At 66.2% G+C, this 25,068-nt stretch carries 23 protein-coding genes; 14 read left to right on the top strand and 9 right to left on the bottom strand.

Translation table 11 applies throughout. The annotated features are described in order from the left end of the window. Positions 1–2: 2 nt before the first annotated feature. Positions 3–1,217, top strand: coding sequence for a thiolase family protein (locus AC1M14_RS04535; RefSeq protein WP_479731084.1), 1,215 nt, complete (start codon positions 3–5; stop codon positions 1,215–1,217). Continuing rightward, positions 1,214–2,725 carry a class I adenylate-forming enzyme family protein gene (locus tag AC1M14_RS04530; RefSeq protein WP_479731083.1) on the top strand — a complete coding sequence of 504 codons (1,512 nt, stop codon included), beginning with the start codon at positions 1,214–1,216 and terminating at the stop codon, positions 2,723–2,725. The genes AC1M14_RS04535 and AC1M14_RS04530 overlap by 4 nt, the downstream gene beginning before the upstream one ends. Before the next feature lie 54 nt (positions 2,726–2,779). On the opposite strand, the gene AC1M14_RS04525 is transcribed toward AC1M14_RS04530, so the two are convergent. The 7 genes from AC1M14_RS04525 to AC1M14_RS04495 all read right to left on the bottom strand — a co-directional run bounded on the left by AC1M14_RS04525 (position 2,780) and on the right by AC1M14_RS04495 (position 11,512). Beyond that, on the bottom strand, positions 2,780–5,011 hold the full coding sequence (locus tag AC1M14_RS04525) for a heavy metal translocating P-type ATPase (protein ID WP_102773916.1): 2,232 nt from the start codon (positions 5,009–5,011) through the stop codon (positions 2,780–2,782). A gap of 12 nt (positions 5,012–5,023) precedes the next feature. Continuing rightward, positions 5,024–6,106 (bottom strand): c-type cytochrome, encoded by a 1,083-nt coding sequence (locus AC1M14_RS04520; protein WP_479731082.1) that lies wholly within the window; start codon positions 6,104–6,106, stop codon positions 5,024–5,026. Between the two features lie 23 nt (positions 6,107–6,129). After that, on the bottom strand, positions 6,130–6,924 hold the full coding sequence (locus AC1M14_RS04515) for a c-type cytochrome (RefSeq protein WP_102773918.1): 795 nt from the start codon (positions 6,922–6,924) through the stop codon (positions 6,130–6,132). Between the two features lie 12 nt (positions 6,925–6,936). Next, the gene (locus AC1M14_RS04510) at positions 6,937–7,602 is read right to left on the bottom strand and encodes a cbb3-type cytochrome c oxidase subunit II (RefSeq protein WP_479731081.1); all 666 of its coding nucleotides are present in this window, start codon (positions 7,600–7,602) and stop codon (positions 6,937–6,939) included. Then, complete coding sequence (locus AC1M14_RS04505) at positions 7,595–9,169, bottom strand: cbb3-type cytochrome c oxidase subunit I (protein WP_479731080.1); 1,575 nt, start codon at positions 9,167–9,169, stop codon at positions 7,595–7,597. Before AC1M14_RS04505 ends, AC1M14_RS04510 begins: the two co-directional genes overlap by 8 nt. Positions 9,170–9,503: 334 nt before the next feature. Beyond that, positions 9,504–10,859 carry an ATP-binding protein gene (locus tag AC1M14_RS04500; RefSeq protein ID WP_479731079.1) on the bottom strand — a complete coding sequence of 452 codons (1,356 nt, stop codon included), beginning with the start codon at positions 10,857–10,859 and terminating at the stop codon, positions 9,504–9,506. After that, the gene (locus AC1M14_RS04495) at positions 10,856–11,512 is read right to left on the bottom strand and encodes a response regulator (protein ID WP_479731078.1); all 657 of its coding nucleotides are present in this window, start codon (positions 11,510–11,512) and stop codon (positions 10,856–10,858) included. Before AC1M14_RS04495 ends, AC1M14_RS04500 begins: the two co-directional genes overlap by 4 nt. A 169-nt stretch (positions 11,513–11,681) precedes the next feature. On the opposite strand from AC1M14_RS04495, the gene dsbD reads away from it, so the two are divergent. The 7 genes from dsbD to AC1M14_RS04460 all read left to right on the top strand — a co-directional run bounded on the left by dsbD (position 11,682) and on the right by AC1M14_RS04460 (position 18,726). Continuing rightward, the gene (gene dsbD / locus AC1M14_RS04490) at positions 11,682–13,475 is read left to right on the top strand and encodes a protein-disulfide reductase DsbD (RefSeq protein WP_479731077.1); all 1,794 of its coding nucleotides are present in this window, start codon (positions 11,682–11,684) and stop codon (positions 13,473–13,475) included. Further along, the gene (locus AC1M14_RS04485) at positions 13,472–14,296 is read left to right on the top strand and encodes a TlpA disulfide reductase family protein (RefSeq protein ID WP_102773924.1); all 825 of its coding nucleotides are present in this window, start codon (positions 13,472–13,474) and stop codon (positions 14,294–14,296) included. The genes dsbD and AC1M14_RS04485 overlap by 4 nt, the downstream gene beginning before the upstream one ends. Position 14,297: 1 nt before the next feature. After that, positions 14,298–15,071, top strand: a complete 774-nt coding sequence (dsbG, locus tag AC1M14_RS04480; RefSeq protein ID WP_102773925.1) for a thiol:disulfide interchange protein DsbG — start codon at positions 14,298–14,300, stop codon at positions 15,069–15,071. 33 nt (positions 15,072–15,104) lie between these two features. Continuing rightward, positions 15,105–15,413 carry a hypothetical protein gene (locus AC1M14_RS04475; RefSeq protein ID WP_111825808.1) on the top strand — a complete coding sequence of 103 codons (309 nt, stop codon included), beginning with the start codon at positions 15,105–15,107 and terminating at the stop codon, positions 15,411–15,413. Positions 15,414–15,663: 250 nt separating this feature from the next. Next, entirely contained in the window at positions 15,664–15,951 is a 288-nt protein-coding gene (gene groES, locus AC1M14_RS04470) for a co-chaperone GroES (RefSeq protein ID WP_006221616.1), read from the top strand. Between the two features lie 37 nt (positions 15,952–15,988). After that, positions 15,989–17,629 (top strand): chaperonin GroEL, encoded by a 1,641-nt coding sequence (gene groL, locus AC1M14_RS04465; protein WP_102773935.1) that lies wholly within the window; start codon positions 15,989–15,991, stop codon positions 17,627–17,629. Positions 17,630–17,817: 188 nt separating this feature from the next. Then, positions 17,818–18,726 (top strand): YihY/virulence factor BrkB family protein, encoded by a 909-nt coding sequence (locus AC1M14_RS04460; protein WP_111825812.1) that lies wholly within the window; start codon positions 17,818–17,820, stop codon positions 18,724–18,726. A gap of 12 nt (positions 18,727–18,738) precedes the next feature. On the opposite strand, the gene AC1M14_RS04455 is transcribed toward AC1M14_RS04460, so the two are convergent. After that, complete coding sequence (locus AC1M14_RS04455) at positions 18,739–19,227, bottom strand: MarR family winged helix-turn-helix transcriptional regulator (RefSeq protein ID WP_111825813.1); 489 nt, start codon at positions 19,225–19,227, stop codon at positions 18,739–18,741. Positions 19,228–19,366: 139 nt separating this feature from the next. Here AC1M14_RS04455 and AC1M14_RS04450 point away from each other — a divergent pair, with 139 nt between their 5' ends. From AC1M14_RS04450 to AC1M14_RS04430, 5 genes are all read left to right on the top strand, one after another. Next, a complete protein-coding gene (locus AC1M14_RS04450; RefSeq protein WP_479731076.1) occupies positions 19,367–20,824 on the top strand; it encodes a 2-hydroxymuconic semialdehyde dehydrogenase in 1,458 nt (485 codons plus the stop codon). 22 nt (positions 20,825–20,846) lie between these two features. Beyond that, the gene (locus AC1M14_RS04445; protein ID WP_479731075.1) at positions 20,847–21,296 is read left to right on the top strand and encodes a RidA family protein; all 450 of its coding nucleotides are present in this window, start codon (positions 20,847–20,849) and stop codon (positions 21,294–21,296) included. 3 nt (positions 21,297–21,299) lie between these two features. After that, on the top strand, positions 21,300–22,265 hold the full coding sequence (locus AC1M14_RS04440) for a LysR substrate-binding domain-containing protein (RefSeq protein ID WP_479731074.1): 966 nt from the start codon (positions 21,300–21,302) through the stop codon (positions 22,263–22,265). A gap of 127 nt (positions 22,266–22,392) precedes the next feature. Further along, a complete protein-coding gene (locus AC1M14_RS04435; RefSeq protein WP_102773941.1) occupies positions 22,393–22,938 on the top strand; it encodes a 3-hydroxyanthranilate 3,4-dioxygenase in 546 nt (181 codons plus the stop codon). A gap of 23 nt (positions 22,939–22,961) precedes the next feature. Beyond that, the gene (locus AC1M14_RS04430) at positions 22,962–23,963 is read left to right on the top strand and encodes an amidohydrolase family protein (protein ID WP_111825816.1); all 1,002 of its coding nucleotides are present in this window, start codon (positions 22,962–22,964) and stop codon (positions 23,961–23,963) included. A 21-nt stretch (positions 23,964–23,984) separates the two neighbouring features. On the opposite strand, the gene AC1M14_RS04425 is transcribed toward AC1M14_RS04430, so the two are convergent. Beyond that, positions 23,985–25,049 (bottom strand): Ldh family oxidoreductase, encoded by a 1,065-nt coding sequence (locus AC1M14_RS04425; protein ID WP_479731073.1) that lies wholly within the window; start codon positions 25,047–25,049, stop codon positions 23,985–23,987. Positions 25,050–25,068 lie beyond the last annotated feature (19 nt).

The raw sequence follows: 25,068 nt of genomic DNA, 5'->3' as shown, positions 1-25,068 counted from the left end.
GCATGACCGGCGTACACATTCCCTATGGCGTGTATTGGAGCACCCCGTTTTCGCGTTGGCAGGGCAGCCTGTCACGCCTGCATAGCCTGCGCTTCGCGGCCTGGACCGCGCGCCGCGAACTGGAACGCCGGGGCATCGCGCCCACGGCGCTGCAAAGCGCGGTGCTGGGCTGCTCGGTGCCGCAGCAGGGGTCGTTCTACGGCCTGCCCTGGGTGGCCGGCATGCTGGACGCGCCTCAACTGGCGGGGCCGGTGGTGTCGCAGGCCTGCGCCACTTCCGTGCGCGGCCTGGCGACGGCCGCAGCCGAACTCATGCTCGGCCACGCCGAGACCTCCCTGGTACTGATGGCCGACCGCGTTTCCAACGGCCCGCAGCTCTACTATCCCGATCCTGCCGGCCCCGGCGGTTCCGGCTCGCATGAAAACTGGGTGCTGGACAATTTTTCGCACGACCCGTGGAGCGGGCTGTCCATGCTGCAGACCGGCGAGCGCGTGGCCGAACGCCACGGCATCTCCACCGAAGAGCAAAATGCGGTCACGCTGCGCCGCTATGAGCAGTACGCGCAGGCCTGCGCCGATGGACGCCGGTTCCAGCAGCGTTACATGACGCTGCCCTTCGAAGTGCCCGATGCGCGCTACGCCAGGATCGCGTCGGTGATGGAAGGCGACGAAGGCGTCCACGCCACGACGGCGGACGGCCTGGCTCGCCTGGCCCCGGTGCTGCCCGGCGGCACCATCACCTACGGCGGCCAGACGCATCCGGCCGACGGCAACGCCGGCATGATTCTGGCGACCGCCGGGCGGGCCCGCGAGCTGTCTCGCCGTCCCGAGATCGGCATCGAAATCCTGGCCTTCGGCCAGTCGCGTACCGAAAAGGGCTACATGCCGCAGGCGCCCATCGAGGCCGCCAGCCGCGCGCTGGCGCGCGCCGGCCTTGCGGTCGCGGACCTGCATGCCGTGAAGACGCACAATCCCTTCGTGGTCTCGGACATCGCGTTGGCGCGCGCCACGGGCTTCGATGTCATGGCCATGAACAACAACGGCTGCTCGCTGGTGTGGGGCCACCCCCAAAGCCCGACCGGCCTGCGGTCCGTCATTGAACTCATCGAGGAACTGGCCGAGCGCGGCGGCGGCCTGGGCCTGTTTACCGGCTGCGCGGCCGGCGACAGCGCCATGGCGGTGGTGTTGCGGGTGGACGCCGCCGGAGGCGCACGATGAGCAACGCCGCCCTGGAAAACGCGCCGCGCATTCCCGCGCTGCTGGCGCGCGCGACCCGCGACTATCCCGAGCGCACGGCGCTGGTCTACGGCGCGCTGCGCCTCGACTACCGGCGCTATGCGGCCCGGACCTGGGCAGCGGCCAGCCGCCTGTGCGAGGCCACGCGCCCGGGTGACCGGGTCGCCACCCTGCTGGGCAACTCCGACCTGGCCTGCGTGATGACGCTGGCGCTGCAATGCGCCGGCAACCAGCACGTCCCCCTCAATCCGCTCTATACGGCCCGCGAACTCGAATTCATCCTGCGCGACGCGCAACCCGCGCTGCTCATCGCCGATGGCGCTTGCGCCGCCGTGGCCGCCCCGCTGGCGACGGCGCTAGGCATCCGGCTAGTCATGGAAAACGAGGCCCGCGCCTGGATGGAGCGTGCGCCAGGCATGGCGGACGTGTCCGTGGACGACGCCGACGCCCAGGCGCCCGCCCTGCTGCAGTACACCGGCGGCACGACCGGGCAGCCCAAGGGCGTCATTCTCGGGCGCGACGCCATCGCCACCAATGTGCTGCAGCGGGAACTGGCCCTGCCTACCCGTTACGGCGCCGACAGCGTGCTTTGCGCCATGCCGCTGTTCCATTCCTATGGCATGGCCATGGGCCTGTTCCTGGCCGCCAGCGCGGCGGCGACGCTGGTGGTGCTGCCGCGCTACCGGCCCGACGATGTCTGCGACGCCGTCGAACGCGAGCGCATTACCCTGTTTCCCGGTAGCCCCACCATCTATACCGGCCTGCTGGGGCACGCCCGCTTCGCGCTCACCGACTGGTCCAGCGTGCGCGTCTGCTATTCGGGCTCCGCGCCGCTGGCCGAAGAGGTGCACCGGCGCTGGGAGGCCGCGGTGGGCGCGCCCATATACGAAGGCTACGGCCAGACCGAAGCGGGACCGATCCTCACCTACAACGGCCCGGCGGGAACGCGTCACGGATCGGTGGGCACGCCGGTGGCGTGCACCGAGGTGCAAGTGGTCGATCTGGAATCGGGAACGATGGTGCTGCCGCCCGGCCAGCGCGGCGAAATCCGCGCGCGCGGGCCGCAGATCATGCAGGGTTACCTGGCCAGGCCCGACGCCACCGCCGAATCCCTGCGCGACGGCTGGCTGTACACCGGCGACATCGGCGAATTCGCCGAGGACGGCTTTCTGTACATCCGCGACCGCAAGAAGGACCTGGTGATTTCAGGGGGCTACAACATCTACCCGCGCGAAGTCGACGAGGTGCTGTATCTGCACCCGGACGTGGCCGAAGCGGCGGCGGTGGGCTGGCCGGACAGCTATCGCGGCGAAGTCATCCGCGCCTTCGTGGTCCTGCGGCCGGGCGCGGCCATCGACGAGGCCGGCCTGATCGCGCACTGCCAGTCCAATCTGGCGCGCTACAAGGTGCCGGCGGTCATCAGCATTCTCGACGCCCTGCCCTACACCGGCGCCAACAAGGTCGACAAGAAGGCGCTGCGCGCCACGTAGGGTTCTCGTGGCGGGCGCCGAGCCGGCGGCCCAAACCTCGCGCCGCATAACCGACTAAGTCACGGAACTGGCGACGCGGGGCTGGGACGGCCGCTGTTTCGGCCCTTGCGCCAGCCGAAGCGCGTTGAGACAGACCGAGGCGCTGCTCAACAGCATCGCGACGGCGGCGGCGAGAGGCGTCGCTCCGCTTGCAAACAGGGCAATTACCACGACCGCGTTGTACGAAATCGAAAACACCAGGTTCTGCTGCATGATTCTGTACGTCCGCCGGGCCCAGGACCTGGCGCTTGCAATCTGTTCCGCGCCGCCCTGAGTGATGACGATGCCGGCCGCGGACGTGGCGACAGCCGCGGCGGACGACACTGCAACCCCGCACTGGGCGCTGGCAAGCGCAAGCACGTCATTGACGCCGTCCCCGACGAAGGTGACGCCGCCTCGCGCCTGACCCAGCGCGTCCGCCTTCTCATCCGGCCCACATCCGCTCAACACCCGCGAGAATGGAACGCGCATGCCAGCTGTCAGCTTTTCAGTCGCGGCGGCGGAATCTCCGGTGAGCAGCCACAGTTCTACGCCCTCGTCCGCCAGGACTTTCAACGCGGATCGGACCCCGGCGCGGAGGGTATCCTGGAAGCGTATGGAACCGATCCACACGCCGTTGCGAGCAATATGGACCACGCCCGGACGATCCTCACCTGCCGGCAGAAATTGGACCTCAAGCCGTTGCAGCCACGAGCGGGCGCCGACCAGGACTTGCCCCTCGTCCGTCTCGAAGCTCACGCCACGGGGGTGCCTTTGCGCCGCCAATGAAGCACCCGCCGCTTCGGCACGCCAGCCATTGCGATCCGCGTGGCGGCGAAGCGCGTCCGCGATGGGATGGACAATGCCATACTCCGCCTGCCAGGCCAGACGAACCACGCCGGCTGGATGGCCGCCCTGCGCAACCTCGACGCCCGCGATTTCCAGTTGTCCGGTCGTGAGCGTGCCAGTCTTGTCGAACGCAATCGTGCTCGACTTTGCCAGCGCTTCGACGCTGGCCGGATCGCGCCACAGCGTCCCGCTCTGTGCGGCTCGTTTGGCTCCAAGCGCATATGCCAGCGGCATGGACAACCCGACCGCGCAGGGGCATGCGGCGACGAACAGGCTCAGCGCCGAGATCAATGCATTGCTGATCGGGTGCCCCGTGCTCAGGTAGTAAAGAAAGGAAAACGCGGCGACCAGGCTCACAATCGGGAACAGCCACCGGACGAATCGTTCGGCCGCCATGGAAAGGGACGGCCGGGCGCCGAACAACTCCAGCATGCGCAGGCCGAGCAGGTCAATGCGCCTGGCGCCGTGACTGGCCACCACCTTTACCTGCAAGGGGGAACCGAGATTGACCGTCCCCGCCATCACATTGTCTGCCGGTCCCACTCTGCCGGGCATGGACTCCCCGGTGAGCAGCGACAGGTCCACATCCGAGTGTCCGCTCACGACGACGCCATCGACCGGAACTCTCTCGCCGGCACGCACCAGGACGAGGTCTCCCGCGCCGACCTGCGAAATCGGCCGCGGTTCAGCGGCGCCCCGCTCGTCCACCACGCTCGCAATCTCGGGCGCCAGTCGCGCCAGGGCACGCATCGTGACGCCGCTTTCCTGGCGGGCGTGGATCTCGATCAACCGGCCCGCAAGCAGGAAGGTGATGAGCATAGTGGCCGCGTCCATGTAGATTTCGGTGCTTCCCGCCAGAAGATTCCACACGGAAACGAGTAGCGCGCCCAATGCGCCGATACTGACGAGCGCGTCCATGCCGGCAAAGCCCGCGCGCAGCGTGTTGAACGCAGCACGAAAGAAGTCCTGGCCGGAATAGAGCATGACGGGCAGCCCGGCGGCCACGCTCAGCCATGCGATCACATTGCCTTCGGCACTGCCGTTGAGCCCGGGATCGAGGTAAAGCACCCAGGCGCCCAACATGCTCCACATGCCGAAGACGACCGCTACGACAAGCTGAAAACGTATGCGCTGCGCCTGCGCGCCGAGCGCCTCGTCGGCGCTCTCATCGTCGCGCATGAACGAAAGCTCGTAGCCCAGCTTATCCGCTCGGCTGGAAATCTCGTCCAGCCTTGCCGACGCGGGGTCCCAGCGCAGAAGGGCTGACCCCGAGATGAAGTTCACGGCGACGTCCCGAACGCCGGGGACCCGCGCAAGCGAGCGCTGCAGCGCCATCGCGCAGCTCGTGCACCACATCCCCCTGACGGCCAGCACCGCCCTGCCGGCCAAGCGTATGGGTTCCAGATCGATAGCAGCCATCGGTTCCCCCGGTTAATCGCGGCTGGCCCCCACGCCCGAGCCCAACAAGTGTCCTTCCAGTGTTTTTCCATAGAAGGACTCGCCGCCGTGAAACGCTTTGGCAGCCTGCGCAACCGTGCCGGTCTGTCGCGGGTCCTTGGGCCTCTCGTGGCTATTGATGAACGCGGCCACGTCCCAGGCCTCCTGATCCGTCAGGGAAAAGGGCTTGCCGTAAGGCATGTTCGCCTTGATGAACCCCGCGGCCGTATTGATCCGGGCCATGCCCGCCCCCCAGTTGTACGAGTCCGGCCCCCACAAGGGCGGAAAACGTACTTTTCCCTCCGGGTCCGTCGTGCCCTGGCCATCTCCGCCATGGCACAGCGCGCAGTTCTGCTGGTAAACGGCCAGGCCGCGCATCAAGTCGTATCCTTGCTCGGGTTTGGGCACCTTGGGGTACAGCGCGCCCGGCAGCTTTTGACCTGCGGGCGCGCCATCGGACAACCAGGCCATGTAGGTGATGAGATCCCGGTAGACGTCGCTGCCGGCTTCCGGCGGCTTGCCGGATGGGGACCCCTGAGCGTTCATGGAATAGGTGAAGCACCCCATTATTCGATCCTCCAGGGTGCTGATTGATTTCGTCTTGCTTCGATAGGCGGGATAGGCGCCGTATGCCGCCCACATCGGCGCCGCGTTTTCCCGCCGGCCGGCGTCCAGGTGGCAGTTCACGCACGCCATTGCATTTCCGACGTGGTCCTTTACATGCGTCCCGGTCTCCGTAAAGATGGCTCGCCCGCGTCGTACCGCATCGCCATACGGGTTGTCCGGAATGGCGCTTTCCGGCGGCGGCGCGTAGTAGCCGTCAGCGTCGACAGGCATCCTGGGCAGTTCCGCAGCCCGGTCTGCTTTATAGGCTTTCCGGTCGGCCTCCATATGCGCCCGCTCGTATGCGGACGAAAGCGCCCTGGTCTCGGGCTTTCCACCGAGCGCCTGATAGACGTGGCCGATTCCTCCGCTCTGGTAGACGGCGTACCCGATGCCGAAAAGCACCAACCCGAGCACGCCGGCATAGACGATCCTGCTTCTCGCCGAGTTCTTCGACCGGCTGGAATTTTGCATAGTCATTGCTGTCCGCTTCCTTCTTATTTCGAGTGCGCTGTCCGCAGAGAACCGAAGTACTGCGCTGCGGCCCACATGTCTTCTTCGCTCATGCGGGAGGCGATATCCTCCATCAGCGACTGCGGCGAGTTGTGGCGTCTGCCGCCCTTCCACGCGGTCAGCTGGCTGAACAGATATTCGGGCTGCTGGCCCGCCAGGCGGGGAAATGTGGCGCCCAGGCCCTCTCCGGCCTCGCCGTGGCACGTCGCGCATGCCGGCACATCCCTATTCCAGTCTCCGCGCAGGTTGAGCTCGCGCCCTCGGTTGAAGCGGCCATCTCCCGAGGGCGAAGGCGCGGCGGGTATCGATAGCGCCGAGTAGTACTCGGCGACTTCATTCATCTCGGACGGGCTGAGCTGCGAGGCGACGTATCGCATCGACTCATTGGTGCGAGCGCCCGAGACGAAATCCTGAAGCTGCTTGACGATGTAAGCGCTGTTCAAGCCCGCGAGCCGGGGCGTCTGTCCCGCTCCTTGTCCGGCGGCGCCGTGGCACGACGCACAGCTCCACACCTCGGCCGAGCCGCCATGAATCAAACGGGGAGCATCGTTCGCGGCGCCGGCAGGCTGATTCACCGTGCTCGCCGCAGGCGTGACCGTATCGCCGGCCGCCACGCGTTCCGGCACGAGGTCACCGACATAGCTGAACCCACCCCAGACGGCCAGGGCGATGAAAATCCCTAGAACAAATATGGGGATAGGCCGGGATGGCTCCCATGGATCGAATGCGGGGTCGACGTCCTCAACACGCTCGACAGAGCGCTTTTCACGAGTTGGCATTTGGCTGATTCCCTAGTGCTGTACGCCGCGACCCGACTGAGCGCCGTTCTGTTTATCGACAGTCCGGTCGTATCCCCTGTCTCGCATTGCCGCTTCACGGTCACTGACCGAATAGGAGCGGTTCAAGCTGAGGAGATATGCAACCAGATCCAGTGCCTCCTTGCGCGCAACAACGACTTTTCCGTCAGCCGGCTGATAGTCCTTGGGCAGCTTGACCACGACGTCGCCCGCCTGCGCCTTGTCCTTGGTCTCGAAAAGATACAGGTAGGAAGGCATGATGCTCCAGTCGAATATTGCGCGCGGCTGATAAAGATGGGTCAGATGCCAATCCCTGCTCGGAAGCCTGCCGCCCACGTTCAGCAAGTCCGGACCCGTACGCATGGTGCCCAACAGATGCGGCTCGTCGTATGCGTAGTCGCCCGGCGTCGACGCCCTCCCCCAGCCTCGCGCCAGGTCCGCGAAGGTCTGGCCCGTCGAGCGTGGCTGCTGGCTATGGCAGTACACGCAACCATTGGCGATGTACTGCTGGCGGCCGCTCAGTTGTTCCAGCGTGTATGGGCTTAGCGCTTTCGGCGGCTCGATGGTGCGCACCTGCCAGCCAGGCAGAATCACCAGCATCAGCGTCGCAAACGCGAGGATGCCGGTCGCCACCAGCAGAAGCGGGGTGATTCTATTCATGCTTGCCCCCTACCAAGGGACGTTTGGCGATCAACAGGCCAAAGAAGTGAATGCCGAAAACGATGTGCCCCAATGTCATCAACGCCCCTCCCAGAGACCGCCCCTCCAAGTAGGGAATGATGTGCCGTGTGATATCCGCGAATGCAACGTCGGGGTCGAGTAGCTCGACACCCTGAAAAAAGCCGCCGATGGTCAAGGCCAAGAAATAAATGAGGAAGCCCGCGACGGTCAGCCAGTAGTGCAAGGCGATGAGCCTCGGCCACGGCCATCGCTTTCCGGTCAGATGGGGCATCATGTAATAGAAGGCGCCGAACAGCACGACCGACACGAACGCATAGGCGCCCAGATGCGCGTGGCCCACCGTGTAATGCGTGAAATGGGTGATCGAGTTGACCGCCCGGATCGCCTCCAGCGAGCCCTGAAAGGACGCCGCCGTATACATCAGGGCGCCGGTCCATACGAACCGCAGCGCCATGGACTGCTTGAAAGCCCAGATGTTTTGAGCGACGGTTACGTGCTGGTTTACCGCCACCGCGATGACCGGGATGAACATCATCACGCTGTGAACGATGGACAGCGTCACCACCCACGTGGGGATGGGGCCACCGATCAGGTGGTGAATGCCAACCTGGCTATAGAACAGCGCCAGCCCCCAGAATCCCAGCAGCGAGACGCTATAGGAATAGACCGGCTTGCCGATGATCTTCGGAATCAAGTAGTAGGCGGTTCCGACGCCGAGGGGCGTCAGCCACAACCCGAGCACGTTGTGCGCGAACCACCAGTTCATGGTCGCCTGCTGCACCCCCAGATGAAGGCCCGGTATGTTCGCGATGAAAAACAGTATCGGAAACCAGGCCAGCCCCGCCAGGAAGTACCACCCGGATACGTAGAGATGGTGGACGGTGCGATGCAAGGCCGTATCGATCGCGGACCACGCCATCAGTGCTCCGCCTAGGGCCAAGAGCAGATCGACCTGCCATGGAATTTCAAGCCATTCCAGTCCGTCGGACCACCCGCCGCCAATCGCAATCACACCGCACACAACGCCGATCGACCACAGCACCGCGCCGGCGCGGGCAAATGCCGGACGTCTGAGCGGGGTGTGGAAGATGCGAGGCAGGATCCACAAGGCGACTCCGATGCCGGCAGCCGACAGCCAACCATAGGCCACCATGTTGAGGTGTATCGTTCGCGCCCGCCCAAACGTCGTGAAGGCGACCTCCGCGAGCCAGTCAGGCATGTGCAGCTTGAGGGACGCGACGAGGCCGAATAGGGAGCCGACGATCAGAAACAGGATCGAAACCGTGGAGAGCAGCAGCACCACGCCCGATCCAGGCGCGTCGATTCCGGCGCGTTCGACGTCGAATCGATGCGCGGCCTCGGCAGCTTCGCCGCTGGTGGAAGAGGGGTCGTCAAGAACGCCCGCTTCCCCGCCGAGAAAAATGGAGGACGCTTCCTTTTTCCCCGCGCTGATCTGCTTGTTCGCAATGGCCCAGATGAGCGCGCCCAGCGCGACCAGGGACACGACGAAACTGAGCGCCAGCAAGAACCCGAGTGTTGAGGACATGCTATTTTTTTCCGATAACCCAAGGGGTGCCGGCTTCGACGGCGTTGCGCGCCCGGAAAGGCGCCCCTATGAGTTCGGACGGTGTCACGTGTGTCTGCTTGCGCCTCACGGCTCCCACTCCCTGCAGTTGTTCTTGTAAGAAAAATGGGCGTATGTTTGCCGACGACGATTAAGTGAGAATTAAGAACGCCCCTGCAGGGAGCTTTGCCCGTTGCGCGCGGCAATGGGTCGCGGCAAGCGCGCAAACCGCCGCCACACCGGGCGCGCGGTTCGCACTTTCTGTTGGAATTTCGTGGTCCCGCCCGGCGCGCGCAGAACGCGCGCCCCTACGGTCTTAACGCGGTTTTTCCCGCGAGTCGTCGACGCATAGCGGGACCGAGATTTCGGCGATGAGCCCGCCGCCCGGCCGTGGGCCCAGTTTCAGTCGGGCGCCGAACCGGTCGGAAATCGCGCGTACGATTGAAATACCGAGTCCCGATCCATCGCCCTGCTTGCGGCCCTGGTCACCGCGCCAGAACCGTCGTCCGACCTGGGCGATCTGCTCCTGGCCCAACCCAGGGCCGCGATCGGCCACGGTAATCCGGCAACGGGCGGCTTCCTGGTCGAAGACGACGGCGACATCGACGCGCCGTTCCCGCGGAGAATAAAGAACGGCATTCTCGGCGAGGTTGCGCACGGCCGTTTCCAGCATCGATTTCGGCATCGCCGCCCGCCGGTCGTCGCCCTCTATGGTCAGGTCCACGCGATCGCACGCGCCGTCGCCAAGGCGGCCCAGTGCGGTTTGGACCGCTGACACGATGGAAGTGCAATTTCCTTCGACTTGGGTGACGTCCGCCTCGGTGCGGGCCAGGATCATCATCTGGTCCAGCGTTCGCCGCAAGCGCCGCACGCCCTCCTCTGCGCTCCGAAGTGAAAACTCCGCGTCTTCGCGGTCGGTGATCCGAATCACCTGCAGGTGCGTGTCGATCACGGTCAGCGGCGTTCGCAGTTCGTGCGCGGCCGCGTCCGTAAATGCCCGCTGACTGGAGAGCGCGGACGCAAGCCGCCCCAGCAGCCCGTTCATGGCGTCGAGCACCGGCCGCAGCTCAGAAGGCGAGCGATGGACCGCAATCGGAGACGTGTCCTCGGTCTGCCTCGCCCTGAGTTGATGCCGCAAGTTCTTTAGCGGAGCGAGCCCCCTGCCGATGCCTATCCATAGCGCGCCGAGCCCGCCAAGCACCGCGATGAGAAACGGGATGCCAGCGGCCCGCAAGAGATCCTCGATCAACAGATTCCGTTGATCGATGCGGTCGGCGGTGGTGATCTGGTAACCGTTAGCGTTCAGCACGTAGACGCGCCATTTCTGCCCGCGCTCCTCGTGCACGCTGTATCCGGTGGCGACACTGTCTATGCCTGTCGGGCTGTCGTTGGTCCGCGCCAGCACCTCTCCATGCAGCCCTCGGATCAGGCAGCTGATTCCTTCTCCGCCATCTACGCGCACCGCCTCGGCCAGGTCGCCGTCCGGCTTCGCGGGCTCCAGGGCGCCGCGCTCCAGCAGCCCGGCGACCATCCGGGCGGACATCGCGAGGCGGCCATCGAGCGTACGATCGAGATCGGCGCGCACGCCCTGCATCATCCAGGCGGCCGCCGCGGCCCAAAGCACCGCGATGGAAATCCCGGCGATCAGGACCGCGCGAAACCTCAAGCTCATGATTCCGATCTCCAGCCCAACCGATATCCCAGGCCGCGAGCCGTCTCTATCGCAGCGGCTCCCAGCTTGCGCCGTATGTTGTGAATATGCACGTTCAAGGCGTTGCTGTTGATCTCCTCGCACCCTCCGTACAGTCTTTCGTTGAGGACATCCGGCATCACCCATCGGCCGTCTGCAGCCGCCAGGTGCGTCAGCAGATCGACTTCCCGGCGCGAAAGCAGAATCGGAGCGCCGTCGAACCACGCAAGCCCGCTATCCGGCTCAAGCCGCAACGGGCCGGCGTTGATGACCTGGGTCGTCCGGCCCTGCGTGCGCCGCACGAGCGCATGCAGGCGGGCGGCCAGCTCACGCAGGTCGAAGGGCTTCGTCATGTAATCGTCCGCCCCGCCATGCAGGCCCGCAAGCCGATGCTCCATGGCGTCTCGCGCCGTCAGAACCAGGACGGGCATGTTTGGATCCACGGCCCTGGCAATAGACAGCAACTCCATGCCGTCGCGATCGGGAAGGCCCAGGTCCAGTATCAGGGCATGGTAGGCGGCCTCCGCCTGCGCGGCCTCCGCTTCGGCGGCCGTGCATACGTGATGCGCGGTAATGCCGTGCGGCCTGAGGCCGGCCACAATTCCTTTACCGATCAGATCATCGTCCTCGACCAAAAGTACCCGCACAGCAGTCTCGATTCCTGTAAACAACAGGGAATATGTTAGGCGAGTTTCCCGACACACATGGCGCATGGCTGCAACCCGCCAGCCGCCTTGCGCGCCCTTTAGTCTCGCTTAATCGGGATGTTGCAACATGGCGGGATAGCGGTTGAAGGAGCGGGATTTGATTCGGTTTGGGCGGCTCATTGCAGTTTTCCTGGTGTGCTGGTTCGCCATCGGTGGCGCACGGGCGGACAGCGGCTGGCTGTCATCGTCGGAAGACGTGGAATTCCTGGAGCCGGACGAGGTCTTCAAGCTCGAGCCGGTTTATCGGGAAGGGGACTTCTTGTCGGTTCAAGGCCACATCGCGAAAGGCTACTACGTCTATCGGCAGTCGCTGAAGATCGTCGGCGGCGATGGCAGCGAAGCCGCCGTCACCCTACCTGAAGGCGTCACCCAGCACGACGAATTTTTCGGCGAAACAGAGGTCTACACCGGAGACGCCCTGCGTCTGCGCTGGCAGGGCGCCGGCGCGCAGGCCACGCTGCACTGGCAAGGTTGTGCCGAGGCGGGCATTTGCTACCCTCCCCAGACGGTGGCGCTGAGCTTGCCAGCCGCCAGCGCCGATGCCACGGCAAAGGGCGGATCGCCGGCAGCGGCAGGCACTTCCGCCGCGCAGGACCAGAGCGCCGCCCAGCGCCTGGCGGACCTCGGACCGATTTGGGGACCCGTGCTGTTTTTTGGATTTGGCCTGCTACTGGCGTTCACGCCCTGCACGCTCCCCATGATCCCGATCGTTTCCTCTATCGTCGTAGGCAGCCAGGCGAAGTCGAGGGGCGCCTTCGCCCTGTCCGTGTCGTATGTCCTGGCGATGGCCGCAACGTACGCCGTCGTCGGCGTGGCGGCCGGGCTCGCCGGCGCCAATGTGCAGGCCACGCTGCAGTCCCCCTTGCTGCTTGGGGCATTTGCCGTCCTGTTCCTCGTTCTCGCCAGTTCCTTGTTCGGCATGTTCGAACTGCGCCTGCCTTCAGCGCTGGTCAGCCGCGTCGAGTCCGCAGGCAGAAAAAGCGGCGGCGGCAGCCTGCCCGGGGCCGCAGCCCTGGGGTTCCTGTCGGCGCTGCTCGTCGGGCCTTGCATGACGGCTCCATTGGCCGGGGCGCTGCTGTACATCGGACAGACAGGCAGCGCGCTGCAGGGAGGAATCGCCTTGTTCGCCCTGGGAATGGGCATGGGCCTGCCCCTGTTGGCGATCGCGGTGTTCGGCGCCCGCGTGCTCCCCAAGCCCGGAGCATGGATGGACCGCGTCAAAGTGGCATTCGGCTATGTCATGCTGGGAATGGCCGCGCTGATGCTGGACCGCTTCGTGCCGGCCACCATCGGTCTCGTGATCTGGGCAATTTGGGGGCTGTCCGTCACCCTCGGTCTATTGGCGTGGGCGAACGCCGTGGCGGCCCGGCACCGCCTGCTGTGGACCCTCCGGACCACGGCGGCGGTATCCGGTCTGTGGTCGATTCTCATGCTGGTCGGCGGCGCGTCCGGCGGAACCTCAACCCTTCAGCCGCTGAATCATTTACGCGGCCTGCCGGAGAATTCCGCCGCCGGAAATTCCAGGCCAGCATACGTTGCCGCCAAGTCGGTCGCCGATGTGGACAGGCTGTTGGCCCAGGCCGGCGAGCAAGGCAAATGGACCTTGATCGACTTCTATGCCGACTGGTGCATCAGTTGCCACGTGATCGAGCGCAACGTCTTCGGCGACCCGACCGTGGCGGCCAGGCTCGGGCGCATGCAGGTCGTACGCCCGGACGTCACGCATAACGACGCAACCGACCAGGCATTGCTCAAGCATTGGAAAGTGCTGGGGCCGCCCACGCTCATTCTCATAGGGCCCGACGGCAACGAGCGTCGGGAACTGCGCATGATCGGCGAGATCGACGCGGATCGGTTCCTGGCCCACTTGGACCGGGCGGGCGCGCCATGATCGGCCTGGGACCGTTTTCGATTCACCTGGTGGCGATCGCCATTGGCGCGATCGTTTCCCTGGGGGTAGCAAGCGCCCTGGCGCGCAGGCTTGCGCAGCACCCGTCCGCATCGGCAGGCTGGGCGCTGCTGGATGCGTTTTTCTGGGGGCTGCTCGCGGCGCGATTCGGATACATCGTCCGAAACTGGGAGGACTACGCAACGACGCCCAAGGCCGTTCTGGCCGTCGGGGATGGCGGATTCACCTGGTGGGTTGGCTTGTTCGCCGCGGCGATTGCCCTGTGGTTGAAAACCCGTTCGGCGCCCGCGCTGCGCAAGCCGGCATTTGGCGGCATGCTGGCCGGGATAGCCATCTGGCTGGCTGCGATGGGCGCGGTGGATTCGATGTATCGCTACGCCCCGCCCCTGCCCGATTCCTCGCTGATGACGATGGCAAACGAACCCATTTCTCTGAAGGCGTATACGGGCCGGCCTGTCGTTCTCAACCTGTGGGCCAGCTGGTGTCCTCCGTGCAGGCGCGAAATGCCCGTTTTCGAGATGGCGCAAAAGACCTACCCCGACATTGCCTTCGTCGCCGTCAACCAGGGCGAGTCCCAGCAACAGGTGAAAGCGTTCATCGAACATAACGGCCTGACGCTGGACCACGTCCTCCTGGACCCGTTCTCGACAATCACGCGAACCATGAGCGCCCGCGGCCTTCCCACCACCTTGTTCTTCGATCCCGAGGGAAGGATGGTGGACTCGCACGTCGGCGAACTGACATCCGCGACGCTCAGAGACAAGCTATCCCGCCATGACTTCATTAACAGAAAGGAGGACTGATATGCGCACCAAGCCTTTGGCGCGTCCGCTCGTCGCCGCGGCCTGTGCCGCACTGCTGGCCGCGCCGGTCCATGCCGGGGAACCGGCCCGGCCGCCCGTGCTCAAGGCCTTGGAAACCCAGGGACTTACCGTTATTCAGGAATTCAAAGTGGCGGACGGACTGCGCGGTTTCGCCGGCGCCATCCAGGAACGCCCCGTCGCCATTTATGTCACCCCGGATGGCACGGCGATCGTCGGCACGCGAGTGGACGTGGAGGGCCGCCCCATTGACGCAGCCACGCTCCAAGACCTGGTGGCCAAGCCAATGGGAAAGAAAGTCTGGTCGCAGCTGAGCGAATCCTCCTGGGTGCTGGACGGCCGCTCCGAAGCGCCGCGCATCGTCTACACGTTTTCAGACGCCAACTGCCCCTATTGCCATCAGTTCTGGGAAGCGTCGCGCCCCTGGGTTGAGGCCGGCAAAGTGCAGCTCCGGCACATACTCGTGGGGGTCATCCGCGACGACAGCCCCGCCAAGGCGGCAGCGATATTGCGGGCTCCGGACCCCTCGGCCGCCCTGCAGAAGAATGAGCAGCGCTTCGACCAGGGCGGCATCGAACCCGCCTCCGAAGTTTCTGATGACGTACTGGAAGTGCTGGCGCGCAACCAGATGCTGATGGTGTCGACGGGCTTCCGGGGAACGCCGGGAATCGTCGTACGCGAGGAGGACGGCACCGTGAAAAAGTTCAGGGGCATGCCCCAGGGCGATCAGTTGAACGAAGTACTGGGGCCTCGTTGACCTGCTGACAAATAGACCCATAGCGAGACCCATATGGAACCGGAACTGAAAGTCATCCTGCACGCCCCCTCGCCGGCTGCCCTTCAACGGGCACGAAACAACGCACTGAACTTGAGAAATGGCATGCCTGCCGCCGAAGTGCGCATCATCGCCAATGCGCAGGCTGTCGAAGCCGCGTTGGACGTGGCGCATGAGCGCCTGGATGCCTCGACGTGGATCTGCCCCGTCAGTCTGGAACGACTGGGCAGGGGCAACAGGGAACCACTGCAAGTCCTGGGTGGCCCGGCTGTTCTTGAGATCGCAAGAATGCAAGTGGCGGGATGGGTGTACATACGCGCTTGAATACGCCTGCGGCCCGGAGGAGACATCCGGCCACAGCTTTCGCTTACGCTGCATTTGACCGGCTTGGAACGGTCTCGAATTGAACGGGCTGCGGCGCCCGCCCCCTTCGCCCAAAATGTAACAACCGCCCCCGCCCCCCTTGAAGCCCCGGACATCATCCCTATAATTAGCACTCGACACCGGTGAGTGCTAACAACATTCCCGGGCTCAACTGAACATTCTCTTCTTCTTTTTGTAACAGGAGTTCCACATGGCCTTGCGTCCCCTGGGCGATCGCGTGATCGTCAAACGCCTCGAAAACGAGCGCAAGACTGCCTCGGGCATCGTCATCCCCGACAGCGCCGCCGAAAAGCCTGACCAAGGTGAAGTCGTGGCCGTCGGCCCCGGCAAGAAGACCGAAGACGGCAAGATCCTGCCCGTCGACCTGAAGGCTGGCGACAAGGTTCTGTTCGGCAAGTACGCCGGCCAGTCCGTGAAGGTTGACGGCGAAGAGCTGCTCGTCATCCGCGAGGACGAAATCCTCGCCGTGGTCCAGTAAACCCTGCCTCAAACGAATTTTCGAAGGAAGCTAAGAAATGGCTGCCAAGCAAGTATTGTTCGGTGACGACGCCCGCGTGCGCATCGTCCGCGGCGTGAATGTTCTCGCCAACGCTGTTAAAACCACCCTCGGCCCCAAGGGTCGCAACGTCGTGCTGGAGCGCTCGTTCGGCGCCCCGACGGTGACCAAGGACGGCGTGTCCGTGGCCAAGGAAATCGAACTGAAGGACAAGTTCGAGAACATCGGCGCCCAGCTGGTCAAGGACGTCGCCTCGAAGACCTCCGACAACGCCGGTGACGGCACCACCACCGCCACCGTGCTGGCCCAGGCCATCGTTCAGGAAGGCCTGAAGTACGTTGCCGCCGGTTTCAACCCGATCGACCTGAAGCGCGGCATCGACAAGGCCGTCGCCGCCGCCGTCGCCGAACTGAAGAAGCAATCCAAGCCGGTCACGACCAGCAAGGAAATCGCCCAGGTCGGCTCGATCTCGGCCAACAGCGACACCTCCATCGGCCAGATCATCGCTGACGCGATGGACAAGGTCGGCAAGGAAGGCGTCATCACCGTCGAAGACGGCAAGTCGCTGGAAAACGAGCTGGACGTCGTCGAAGGCATGCAATTCGACCGCGGCTACCTGTCGCCCTACTTCATCAACAACCCGGACAAGCAAGTCGCCGCTCTGGAAGATCCGTTCGTTCTGATTTTCGACAAGAAGATCAGCAACATCCGTGACCTGCTGCCGGTGCTGGAACAAGTCGCCAAGTCGAGCCGTCCGCTGCTGATCATCGCCGAAGACGTCGAAGGCGAAGCCCTGGCCACCCTGGTCGTGAACAACATCCGTGGCATCCTGAAGACCACCGCCGTCAAGGCGCCGGGCTTCGGCGACCGCCGCAAGGCCATGCTGGAAGACATCGCCATCCTGACGGGCGGCACGGTGATCTCCGAAGAAACCGGCATGTCGCTGGAAAAGGCCACGCTGGCCGAGCTGGGCCAGGCCAAGCGCATCGAAGTGGGCAAGGAAAACACGACCATCATCGACGGCGCTGGCGACAGCAAGTCGATCGAAGCTCGCGTCAAGCAGATCCGCGTCCAGATCGAAGAAGCCACGTCCGACTACGACCGTGAAAAGCTGCAGGAACGCGTGGCCAAGCTGGCCGGCGGCGTTGCCGTGATTCGCGTTGGCGCTGCCACCGAAGTCGAAATGAAGGAAAAGAAGGCCCGCGTCGAAGACGCCCTGCACGCCACCCGCGCTGCAGTGGAAGAAGGCGTGGTGGCTGGCGGCGGCGTTGCGCTGCTGCGCGCCAAGCAGGCCATCGCCGACCTGAAGGGCGACACCGCTGACCAGAACGCCGGCATCAAGCTGATCCTGCGCGCCGTCGAAGAGCCGCTGCGCACGATCGTCACCAACGCCGGCGAAGAAGCCAGCGTGGTGGTCAACACCGTGCTCAACGGCAAGGGCAACTACGGCTACAACGCCGCGACCGGCGAGTACACCGACCTGGTCGAGCAAGGCGTGCTGGATCCCACCAAGGTGACCCGCACCGCCCTGCAGAACGCCGCCTCCGTCGCCAGCCTGTTGCTGACGGCCGAAGCCGCCGTGGTCGAACTGGCCGAAGACAAGCCCGCTGCTCCGGCCATGCCCGGCGGCATGGGCGGCATGGGCGGCATGGACTTCTAAGTCCCGCCATCCGGCCTCCCCGGCTTCGGCCGGGGATTGCAGTACCCCGAAAACCCCCCGGTCCTTCGCCCCGGGGGTTTTTCTTTTTTGCGCGCGCCCCAGGCGCGGACACGTTTGCCAACAGTCTGGCGGTTTGCCCGCCGCGCATGCGTCCCTACAATAAGGGTTCCCCAGAAAGAGCCCTGCCCATGCGTTTCACGAAGACCCTGCTGCGAGCCCTGCGCCCGTCCGAGATCTACGGACTGCTGGTCGATTCGGCCAAGCAATGGTCCACCCACCGCGCCTCGAGCAAGGGCGCGGCGCTGGCGCTGTACATGGTGTTTTCGCTGGCGCCCATGCTGATCCTGGTGATCGCGGTGGCGGGCGCTTTTTTCGGCGAGGAGGCGGTGCGTTCGGAGCTGTTTTCGCAGCTGACCGACCTGACCGGCGAACGCGGCGCCGAGGTGATACAGACGGTGCTGGCCAGCGCGCACGAGTCCGGCGGCGGCTGGATCGCGGCGCTGATTTCGATATTCGTGCTGATTTTCAGCGCCACCACGGCCTTCGCGGAGCTGAAGGCCAGCCTGGACGATCTGTGGGAAGTGTCGGCCAACAAGGGCGGGCTGCACGGCATGGTGCGCAGCCGCATGCTGTCGTTCGGGCTGGTGCTGGTGCTGGCGCTGTTCCTGCTGATTTCGCTGACGGTGAACGCGGCGCTGGGCGCGGCCCGCGGCTATTACGGCGAACTGTGGACGGCCTCGTCGTTCGCGCTGGTGGCCGAGTGGATTTCCAGCCTGTTTTCGTTTTCGGTGGTGGCGGCGCTGTTCGCGGTGATTTTCAAGCTGCTGCCCAGCGCCAGGATTTCCTGGCCGGACGTGATTCCCGGCGCCATCGTGACGGCGGCGCTGTTCCTGGTGGGCAAGTGGGGCATCGGGCTGTACCTGAGCCGCGGCGCGGCGGTGTCGGCCTATGGCGCCGCCGGCTCGCTGATCGCGCTGCTGCTGTGGATCTACTATTCGGCGCAGATCTTCTTTTTCGGCGCCGTGTTCACGCGCCAGTTCGCCCTGCGCTTCGGACGCGAGCAGGCGGCTGACGCCCCCGCCGAATCCGATACCTGAGCCCGGCGCGGCTCAGGCCGCTTCCTTCTCCAGCCCGGCCATCAGGCGCAGGCATTTCAGGAACACCGGCCGCAGGTCCTCGGGTATCGGGGCCAGCACCTGCGCCTCCACCTCGGCATCGCCGGGCAGGATGCGCGCCAGCACCGCGACGCCCTCTTCCGTGATTTCCAAGGCATAGGCGCGGCCGTCCGCGGCCGAGCGCGTGCGCCGCACGTAGCCCTTGCGGGTCATGCGCGCGATCATTTCGGCGAATGAATTGCGGTCCAGCGCGATCAGCTCGGCGATGCGGTTCTGGGTGGCGCCCGGGTTCTGGTAGACGGTGATCAGCAGGGCCTTCTGGCGCGGCGTCAGGTCCTCGTCGGGAAAGGCCTGGGCGAACAGGGCCTCGGCCCGGAAGTGGGCGCGGCGCAACAGGTGCGAGGCGACCTGGCTCAGGTCGAATTCCTCCAGGGCGCGCAGCTTGGCCTGGCTGGCGCGGGCAGGTCTGGCTTTGGCGGTCATCGGGCTTCCATGAAGTCGGCCTGGCGATTGTAGGCCTGCATTGACTTGGCGCGTGCGGCTGCCTATGATGCGCCAATATAGTACGTATACGTATTTATTTATCGGCAATTATTCATTGGCGACTACCGGAGACAGGGACATGACGATCCGCCAGCTACGCAATTACATCGACGGCCGTTTCGAGGATGGCGCATCGACTTTCGACAAGCACAGCCCGGTGGACGGGCGCCGGGTGGCTCAGGTCCACGAGGCCGGCCGCGAGCAGGTCGAGCGCGCCCTGCGGGCGGCGCAGCGGGCGCTGCCGGCCTGGGCCGCGCTGCCGGTGGCCGAGCGCACCGACTACCTGCTGGCGCTGGCCGACGGCATCGAGCGGCGCTTCGACGACTTCCTGCAGGCCGAGATCGGCGACACCGGCAAGCCGGTCGGCTGGGCCGGCAAGATCGACATCCCGCGCGGCGCGGCCAATTTCCGGACCTTCGCCGAACTGGCGCGCACGCTGGACATGGAAAGCTACATGACCGATACGCCGGACGGCGGGCAGGCGCTGAACTACGCCTACCGCAAGCCGCTGGGCGTGGTGGGCGTGATCTCGCCCTGGAACCTGCCGCTGCTGCTGCTGACCTGGAAGGTGGCGCCGGCGCTGGCCTTCGGCAATACCGTCATCATGAAGCCTTCCGAGGTCACCCCCTCGACGGCCACGCTGCTGGCGGAGGTGGCGGGCGAGGCCGGGCTGCCGGCCGGCGTGCTGAACCTGGTCCACGGGTTCGGGCCGGGCTCGGCGGGCGAGTTCATCACCACCCATCCGGACATAGACGGCATCACCTTCACCGGCGAGTCGGCCACGGGCGCGGCCATCATGCGGGCGGTGGCGCCGGGGGTGAAGCCGGTGTCGTTCGAGCTGGGCGGCAAGAACGCGGCGCTGGTGTTCGCGGACGCGGACTTCGAGGCCGCGGTCGACGGCGTGACGCTCTCGGTCTTCGCCAATTGCGGGCAGGTCTGCCTGTGCACCGAGCGCGTGTACGTCGAGCGCCCCATCTATGAACGCTTCGTGCAGGCGTTGGCCGAACGCGCGCGCAGCCTGCGCATCGGCTGGCCGCTGGAGCCGGACACCGATATGGGGCCGCTGGTGTCGCGCGAGCATCGCGAGAAGGTGCTGTCCTATTTCGAGCTGGCGCGCCAGGAAGGCGCGACCGTGGTGGCCGGCGGCGGCGTGCCGGAATTCGGCGACGCGCGCGACCAGGGCGCCTATGTGCAGCCCACGATCTGGACCGGCTTGCCCGAGGACGCGCGCTGCATCAAGGAAGAAGTATTCGGGCCGGTCTGCCATATTGCGCCCTTCGACACCGAGGAAGAAGCGATCCGGCTGGCCAACGACACGCGCTACGGCCTGGCGGCGGCCGTGTGGACCCAGAACCTCAGCCGTGGGCACCGGGTGGCGCAGGCCATGAAGGCCGGGCTGGCCTGGGTCAATTGCTGGTTCCTGCGCGACCTGCGCACGCCCTTCGGCGGCAGCGGCCTGTCGGGCATCGGCCGCGAGGGCGGCCGCCATTCGCTGCATTTTTATACCGAACCCACCAATGTTTGCGTCAAACTCTGATTTCCCGCACCAGGAGCCCAAGATGAATTCTTCCCAGACAGGCCAGTCCGCAAGCACCGGCGCCACCGTGGTGGCCGGCAAGGCCACGCCCCGCGGCAAGTATCCGCACATCAAGCGCGCCGGAGACCTGCTGTTCGTCTCCGGCACCAGCTCGCGCCTGCCCGACAACCGCATCGCGGGCGCCGAGGTCGACGCCATGGGCACCACGACGCTGGACATCCGGGTGCAGACGCGCGCGGTCATCGAGAACATCCGCGACATCCTGGCCACCGCCGGCGCCACGCTGGTCGACGTGGTCGAGATCAGTACCTTCCTGGTCAACATGAACGATTTCGGCGGCTACAACCAGGTCTACGGCGAATTCTTCGACGCCGACGGCCCGGCCCGCACCACGGTCGCGGTGCACCAGCTGCCGCATCCCCAGCTGCTGATCGAGATCAAGGCCATCGCCTACAAGCCGCTGGCGCGCTAGGGCATGGCGAACTTCCGCATCACGCCGCACGCGCTCAGCCACAAGCTGAAGCTGCACCAGCTGCAGATTTTCGAGCGCGTGCTGGCGCGCCGTTCGCTGTCGCGCGCGGCCAGCGAACTGCACCTGACCCAGCCCACCGTCACCCGCGCCATCCACGACCTGGAGGCCTTTTTCGGCGCCACGCTGTTCGACCGCTCCAACCGGGGCGTAGCGCCGACCGAGCTGGCCCTGGTGCTGGGCCGGCGCGTGCACGCCATGATGGCCGAGATCCGCTACATGGCCGACGACATCGACGCGGTGCTGGGCGGCGCGAGCGGCCACGTGGTGGTGGGCACGCTGATCGCCGCCTCGGCCAAGCTGCTGCCCGAGGCCATCGCCCGGCTGATGAGCGAACACCCCGGCATCCAGGTCACGGTGCGCGAGGGCCCCACCGCCCAGCTGCTGCCGGCCCTGGCCACGGGCGACCTGGACATCGTGGTCGGCCGCCTGCCCGGCACCGACATGGCCTCGATTTCCGGGGTGGCGGTGGACCACCACAAGCTGTACCGCGAGGAGCTGTGCCTGGTGGCCCGCGCCGGCCATCCGCTGGCCGGCGAGCGCCAGGTGGCGCTGGCCGACCTGACCGACTGCATCTGGATCCTGCCCGCGCCGTCCTCGCCCTTGCGCGCCTCGATCGAGCGCATCTTCTTCGACGCCGGCCTGCGCCTGCCCGTGCGCCACATGGAATCGCTGTCGCTGTTGACCAATATCGGCGTGCTCATGCACAGCGAGGCGCTGGCGCTGATGCCCTACGACGCGGCGGCGCAATTCCTGTCCATGGGCCTGCTGGCGCGCCTGCCCACCGACGCCTTCGGCGCGTTCGGCGACGTGGGCTATTCGGTGCGCGCCGACCGGCCGCTGACGCCGGCCTGCCAGCGCCTGGTGGAGTATCTGAAGCGCAGCGCGGCACAGCGCGAAACGGCGCGATAGCGCCCTCAGGGTTATCCCGCGATAGATGGACGGTATGGCCGGCCGCACAATTTCTATTGTGCAGTCCCTGCCCGAGCCGCCTAGACTCCAGGGGAGAGCGCAGTTCCCCCAAATCCTGGAGGTCTCCATGCTGGCCTACGGCCCCCCCTTCAATTTCCAGCGCTGGATCGACGACAACGCCCACCTGCTCAAGCCGCCGGTGGGCAACAAGCAGATCTGGCAGGACGCGGATTTCATCGTCACCGTGGTCGGCGGCCCCAATGTGCGCACCGACTACCACGACGATCCGCTCGAAGAGTTCTTCTACCAGTTGCGCGGCAACGCCTGGCTGTCGCTGTGGATAGACGGCAAGCCCGAGCGCGTCGACCTCAAGGAGGGCGACGTCTTCCTGATGCCGCCGCACGTGCGCCACTCGCCGCAGCGCCCCGAAGCCGGCAGCGTCTGCCTGGTGATCGAACGCCAGCGCCCGGTCGGGCTGCTCGACGGCTTCGAATGGTATTGCCCGCAATGCCATCACCTGGTGCACCGCGCCGAGGTCCAGCTGCAAAGCATCGTCACCGACCTGCCGCCGCTGTTCCAGGCCTTCTATTCCAGTCCGGAAAAGCGCCGCTGCCCGAGCTGCGGCGCGATCCATCCGGGCAAGGACCCCGTGCCCGCGACCGCCCCCGCCTAGCATCCCCGACAAGCTCCCTGAAGATGATCCAGAAAATCGATATGCACGCGCACTTCTTCCCGCCGATCACGCGGGAGGAAGCGGCAGCGCTAGACCCCGTCAACGCGCCCTGGCTGCGGCCCGAAGGCGACGGCTCCACCGGCCAGATCATGGCCGGCGACCGGCCGTTTCGCCCGGTGGACGCCACGCTCTGGGACCCGGCGCTGCGCCTGCGGCAGATGGACCGCCACGGCGTGGACGTGCAGATCCTGTGCGCCACCCCGATCATGTTCGGCTACAGCTATCCGGCGCGCGCCGCGGCCGACTGGGCGGCGCGCATGAACGACCTCGCGCTGGAGCATTGCGCCCATGCGCCGGCGCGCCTGAAGGCGCTGGCGCAGGTGCCGCTGCAGGACCTGGAGCTGGCCTGCCGCGAGGCGTCGCGCGCCCGCGCCGCCGGCCACCTGGGCGTGCAGATCGGCAACCACGTCGGCGAGCGCGACCTGGACGACGAAACGCTGGTGCAGTTCCTGATCCATTGCGCCGGGAACGACATACCGGTGCTGGTGCATCCGTGGGACATGATGACCGACGGCCGCATGAAGCGCTGGATGCTCCCGTGGCTGGTGTCCATGCCGGCCGAGACCCAGCTCGGCATCCTGTCGCTGATCCTGTCGGGCGCGTTCGAACGCATTCCACGCAGCCTGAAGCTGTGCTTCGCGCATGGCGGCGGCAGCTTCGCCTATCTGCTGGGACGGGTGGACAACGCCTGGCGGCACCGCGACATCATTCGCCAGGACTGCCCGCAGCTGCCCTCTTCCTACACCGACCGCTTCTATACCGACAGCGCGGTGTTCGATCCGGCCGCGCTGCGCCTGCTGATCGACGTGATGGGCGAGGACCGCGTGCTGCTGGGCTCGGACTACCCGTACCCGCTGGGCGAGCAGGAAGTGGGCCGGCTGGTGACTCACGCCGGGCTGTCGCCCGAGGTGCAGCGCAAGATCCTGGCGCGCAACACCATGACGTTCTTCGGCCTGGACCGCTGAACGCGGCGGGGCACATCCCGCCTACACCGCTTCCTGGCGCGTCCTGAACGGCGGCAGGAACAGGCCCAGCCTGCCGCTCCATTCGGCCATCTCGGCCTTCAGCGCCGGCGGCACCGGGACGCCGCCGGCCTCGCGTTCGGCCTGGGCGGCCAGTTCCGGATCGCCCGGCGCGCGCGGCGAACCCGGCTGCGCCGCCAGTTCGGCCGCCATGGCCGCGGCCACCGCGGCCAGCGCCGCCCCGCCGGCGAACCGCGCGGGATCGATGACGATGAAGAAGGCGCCCAGCTCGCGCGCGCGGCCCAGTTCCTCGTACATGGGGCCGATGTGCGGGCCGTAGGGATTGCCGTTGAGCGGCCCGCACAGCAGTTCGACCATCATCGCCAGGCCGTAGCCCTTGTGTCCGTATTCGCCGCCCAGCGGGGCCAATGCGCGCACGCGCGCGGCGTCGGTTTCGCCGCGGCCGTCGGCGTCCAGCGCCACGCCCCCGGGCAGCGCCGCGCCGTCGCGCCGCGCGTTCATGACCCGGTTCCACGGGATGGCCGTGGTCGCCATGTCCAGGCATAGCGGCGCCCCGCCCTGCCGCGGAAAGGCGAAGGATAGCGGGTTGGTGCCGAAGAACGGCCGGCGCCCGCCGAAGGGCGCGGCGATCGCGTCGGAATGCGTGAACGCGATGCCGATCAGTCCCGCGTCGGCGGCCGCGCGCGTGTACAGGCCGATCGCGCCGCAGTGCGAGGAATCGCTGACGCCCACGGCGCCCACGCCGGCTTCGCGCGCCAGTTCCATGGCCACCGCGTTGGCGCGATGCGCCACCACGATGCCGTGGCCGCGCCCGCCGTGCACCCGCGCGGTGGCCGGTCCGCTGCGTTCGACGCGGATGTCCGGACGCGCCAGGATGGAGCCGTGGGCCACGCGGTTCAGGTAGTGCGGCAGCCGGGCGATGCCGTGGGAATCGATGCCCCACAGGCTGGTCTGGGCCAGGCTCGCTGCCACGCAGCGGGCGTCGGCCTGGCTGAATTCCAGGGCTTGCAGGCAGGCTTCGCCCCATTGCCGCCACTGCGCCGCGTCCACGGTTTGCCAACTTGCCATGCTGCGCTCCTCATCTGTC

The organism is Achromobacter sp. SX5 (assembly GCF_056711425.1).
Note: the sequence above shows the minus strand (reverse complement) of the source record. Positions and strands in the feature narration are given on the sequence as shown.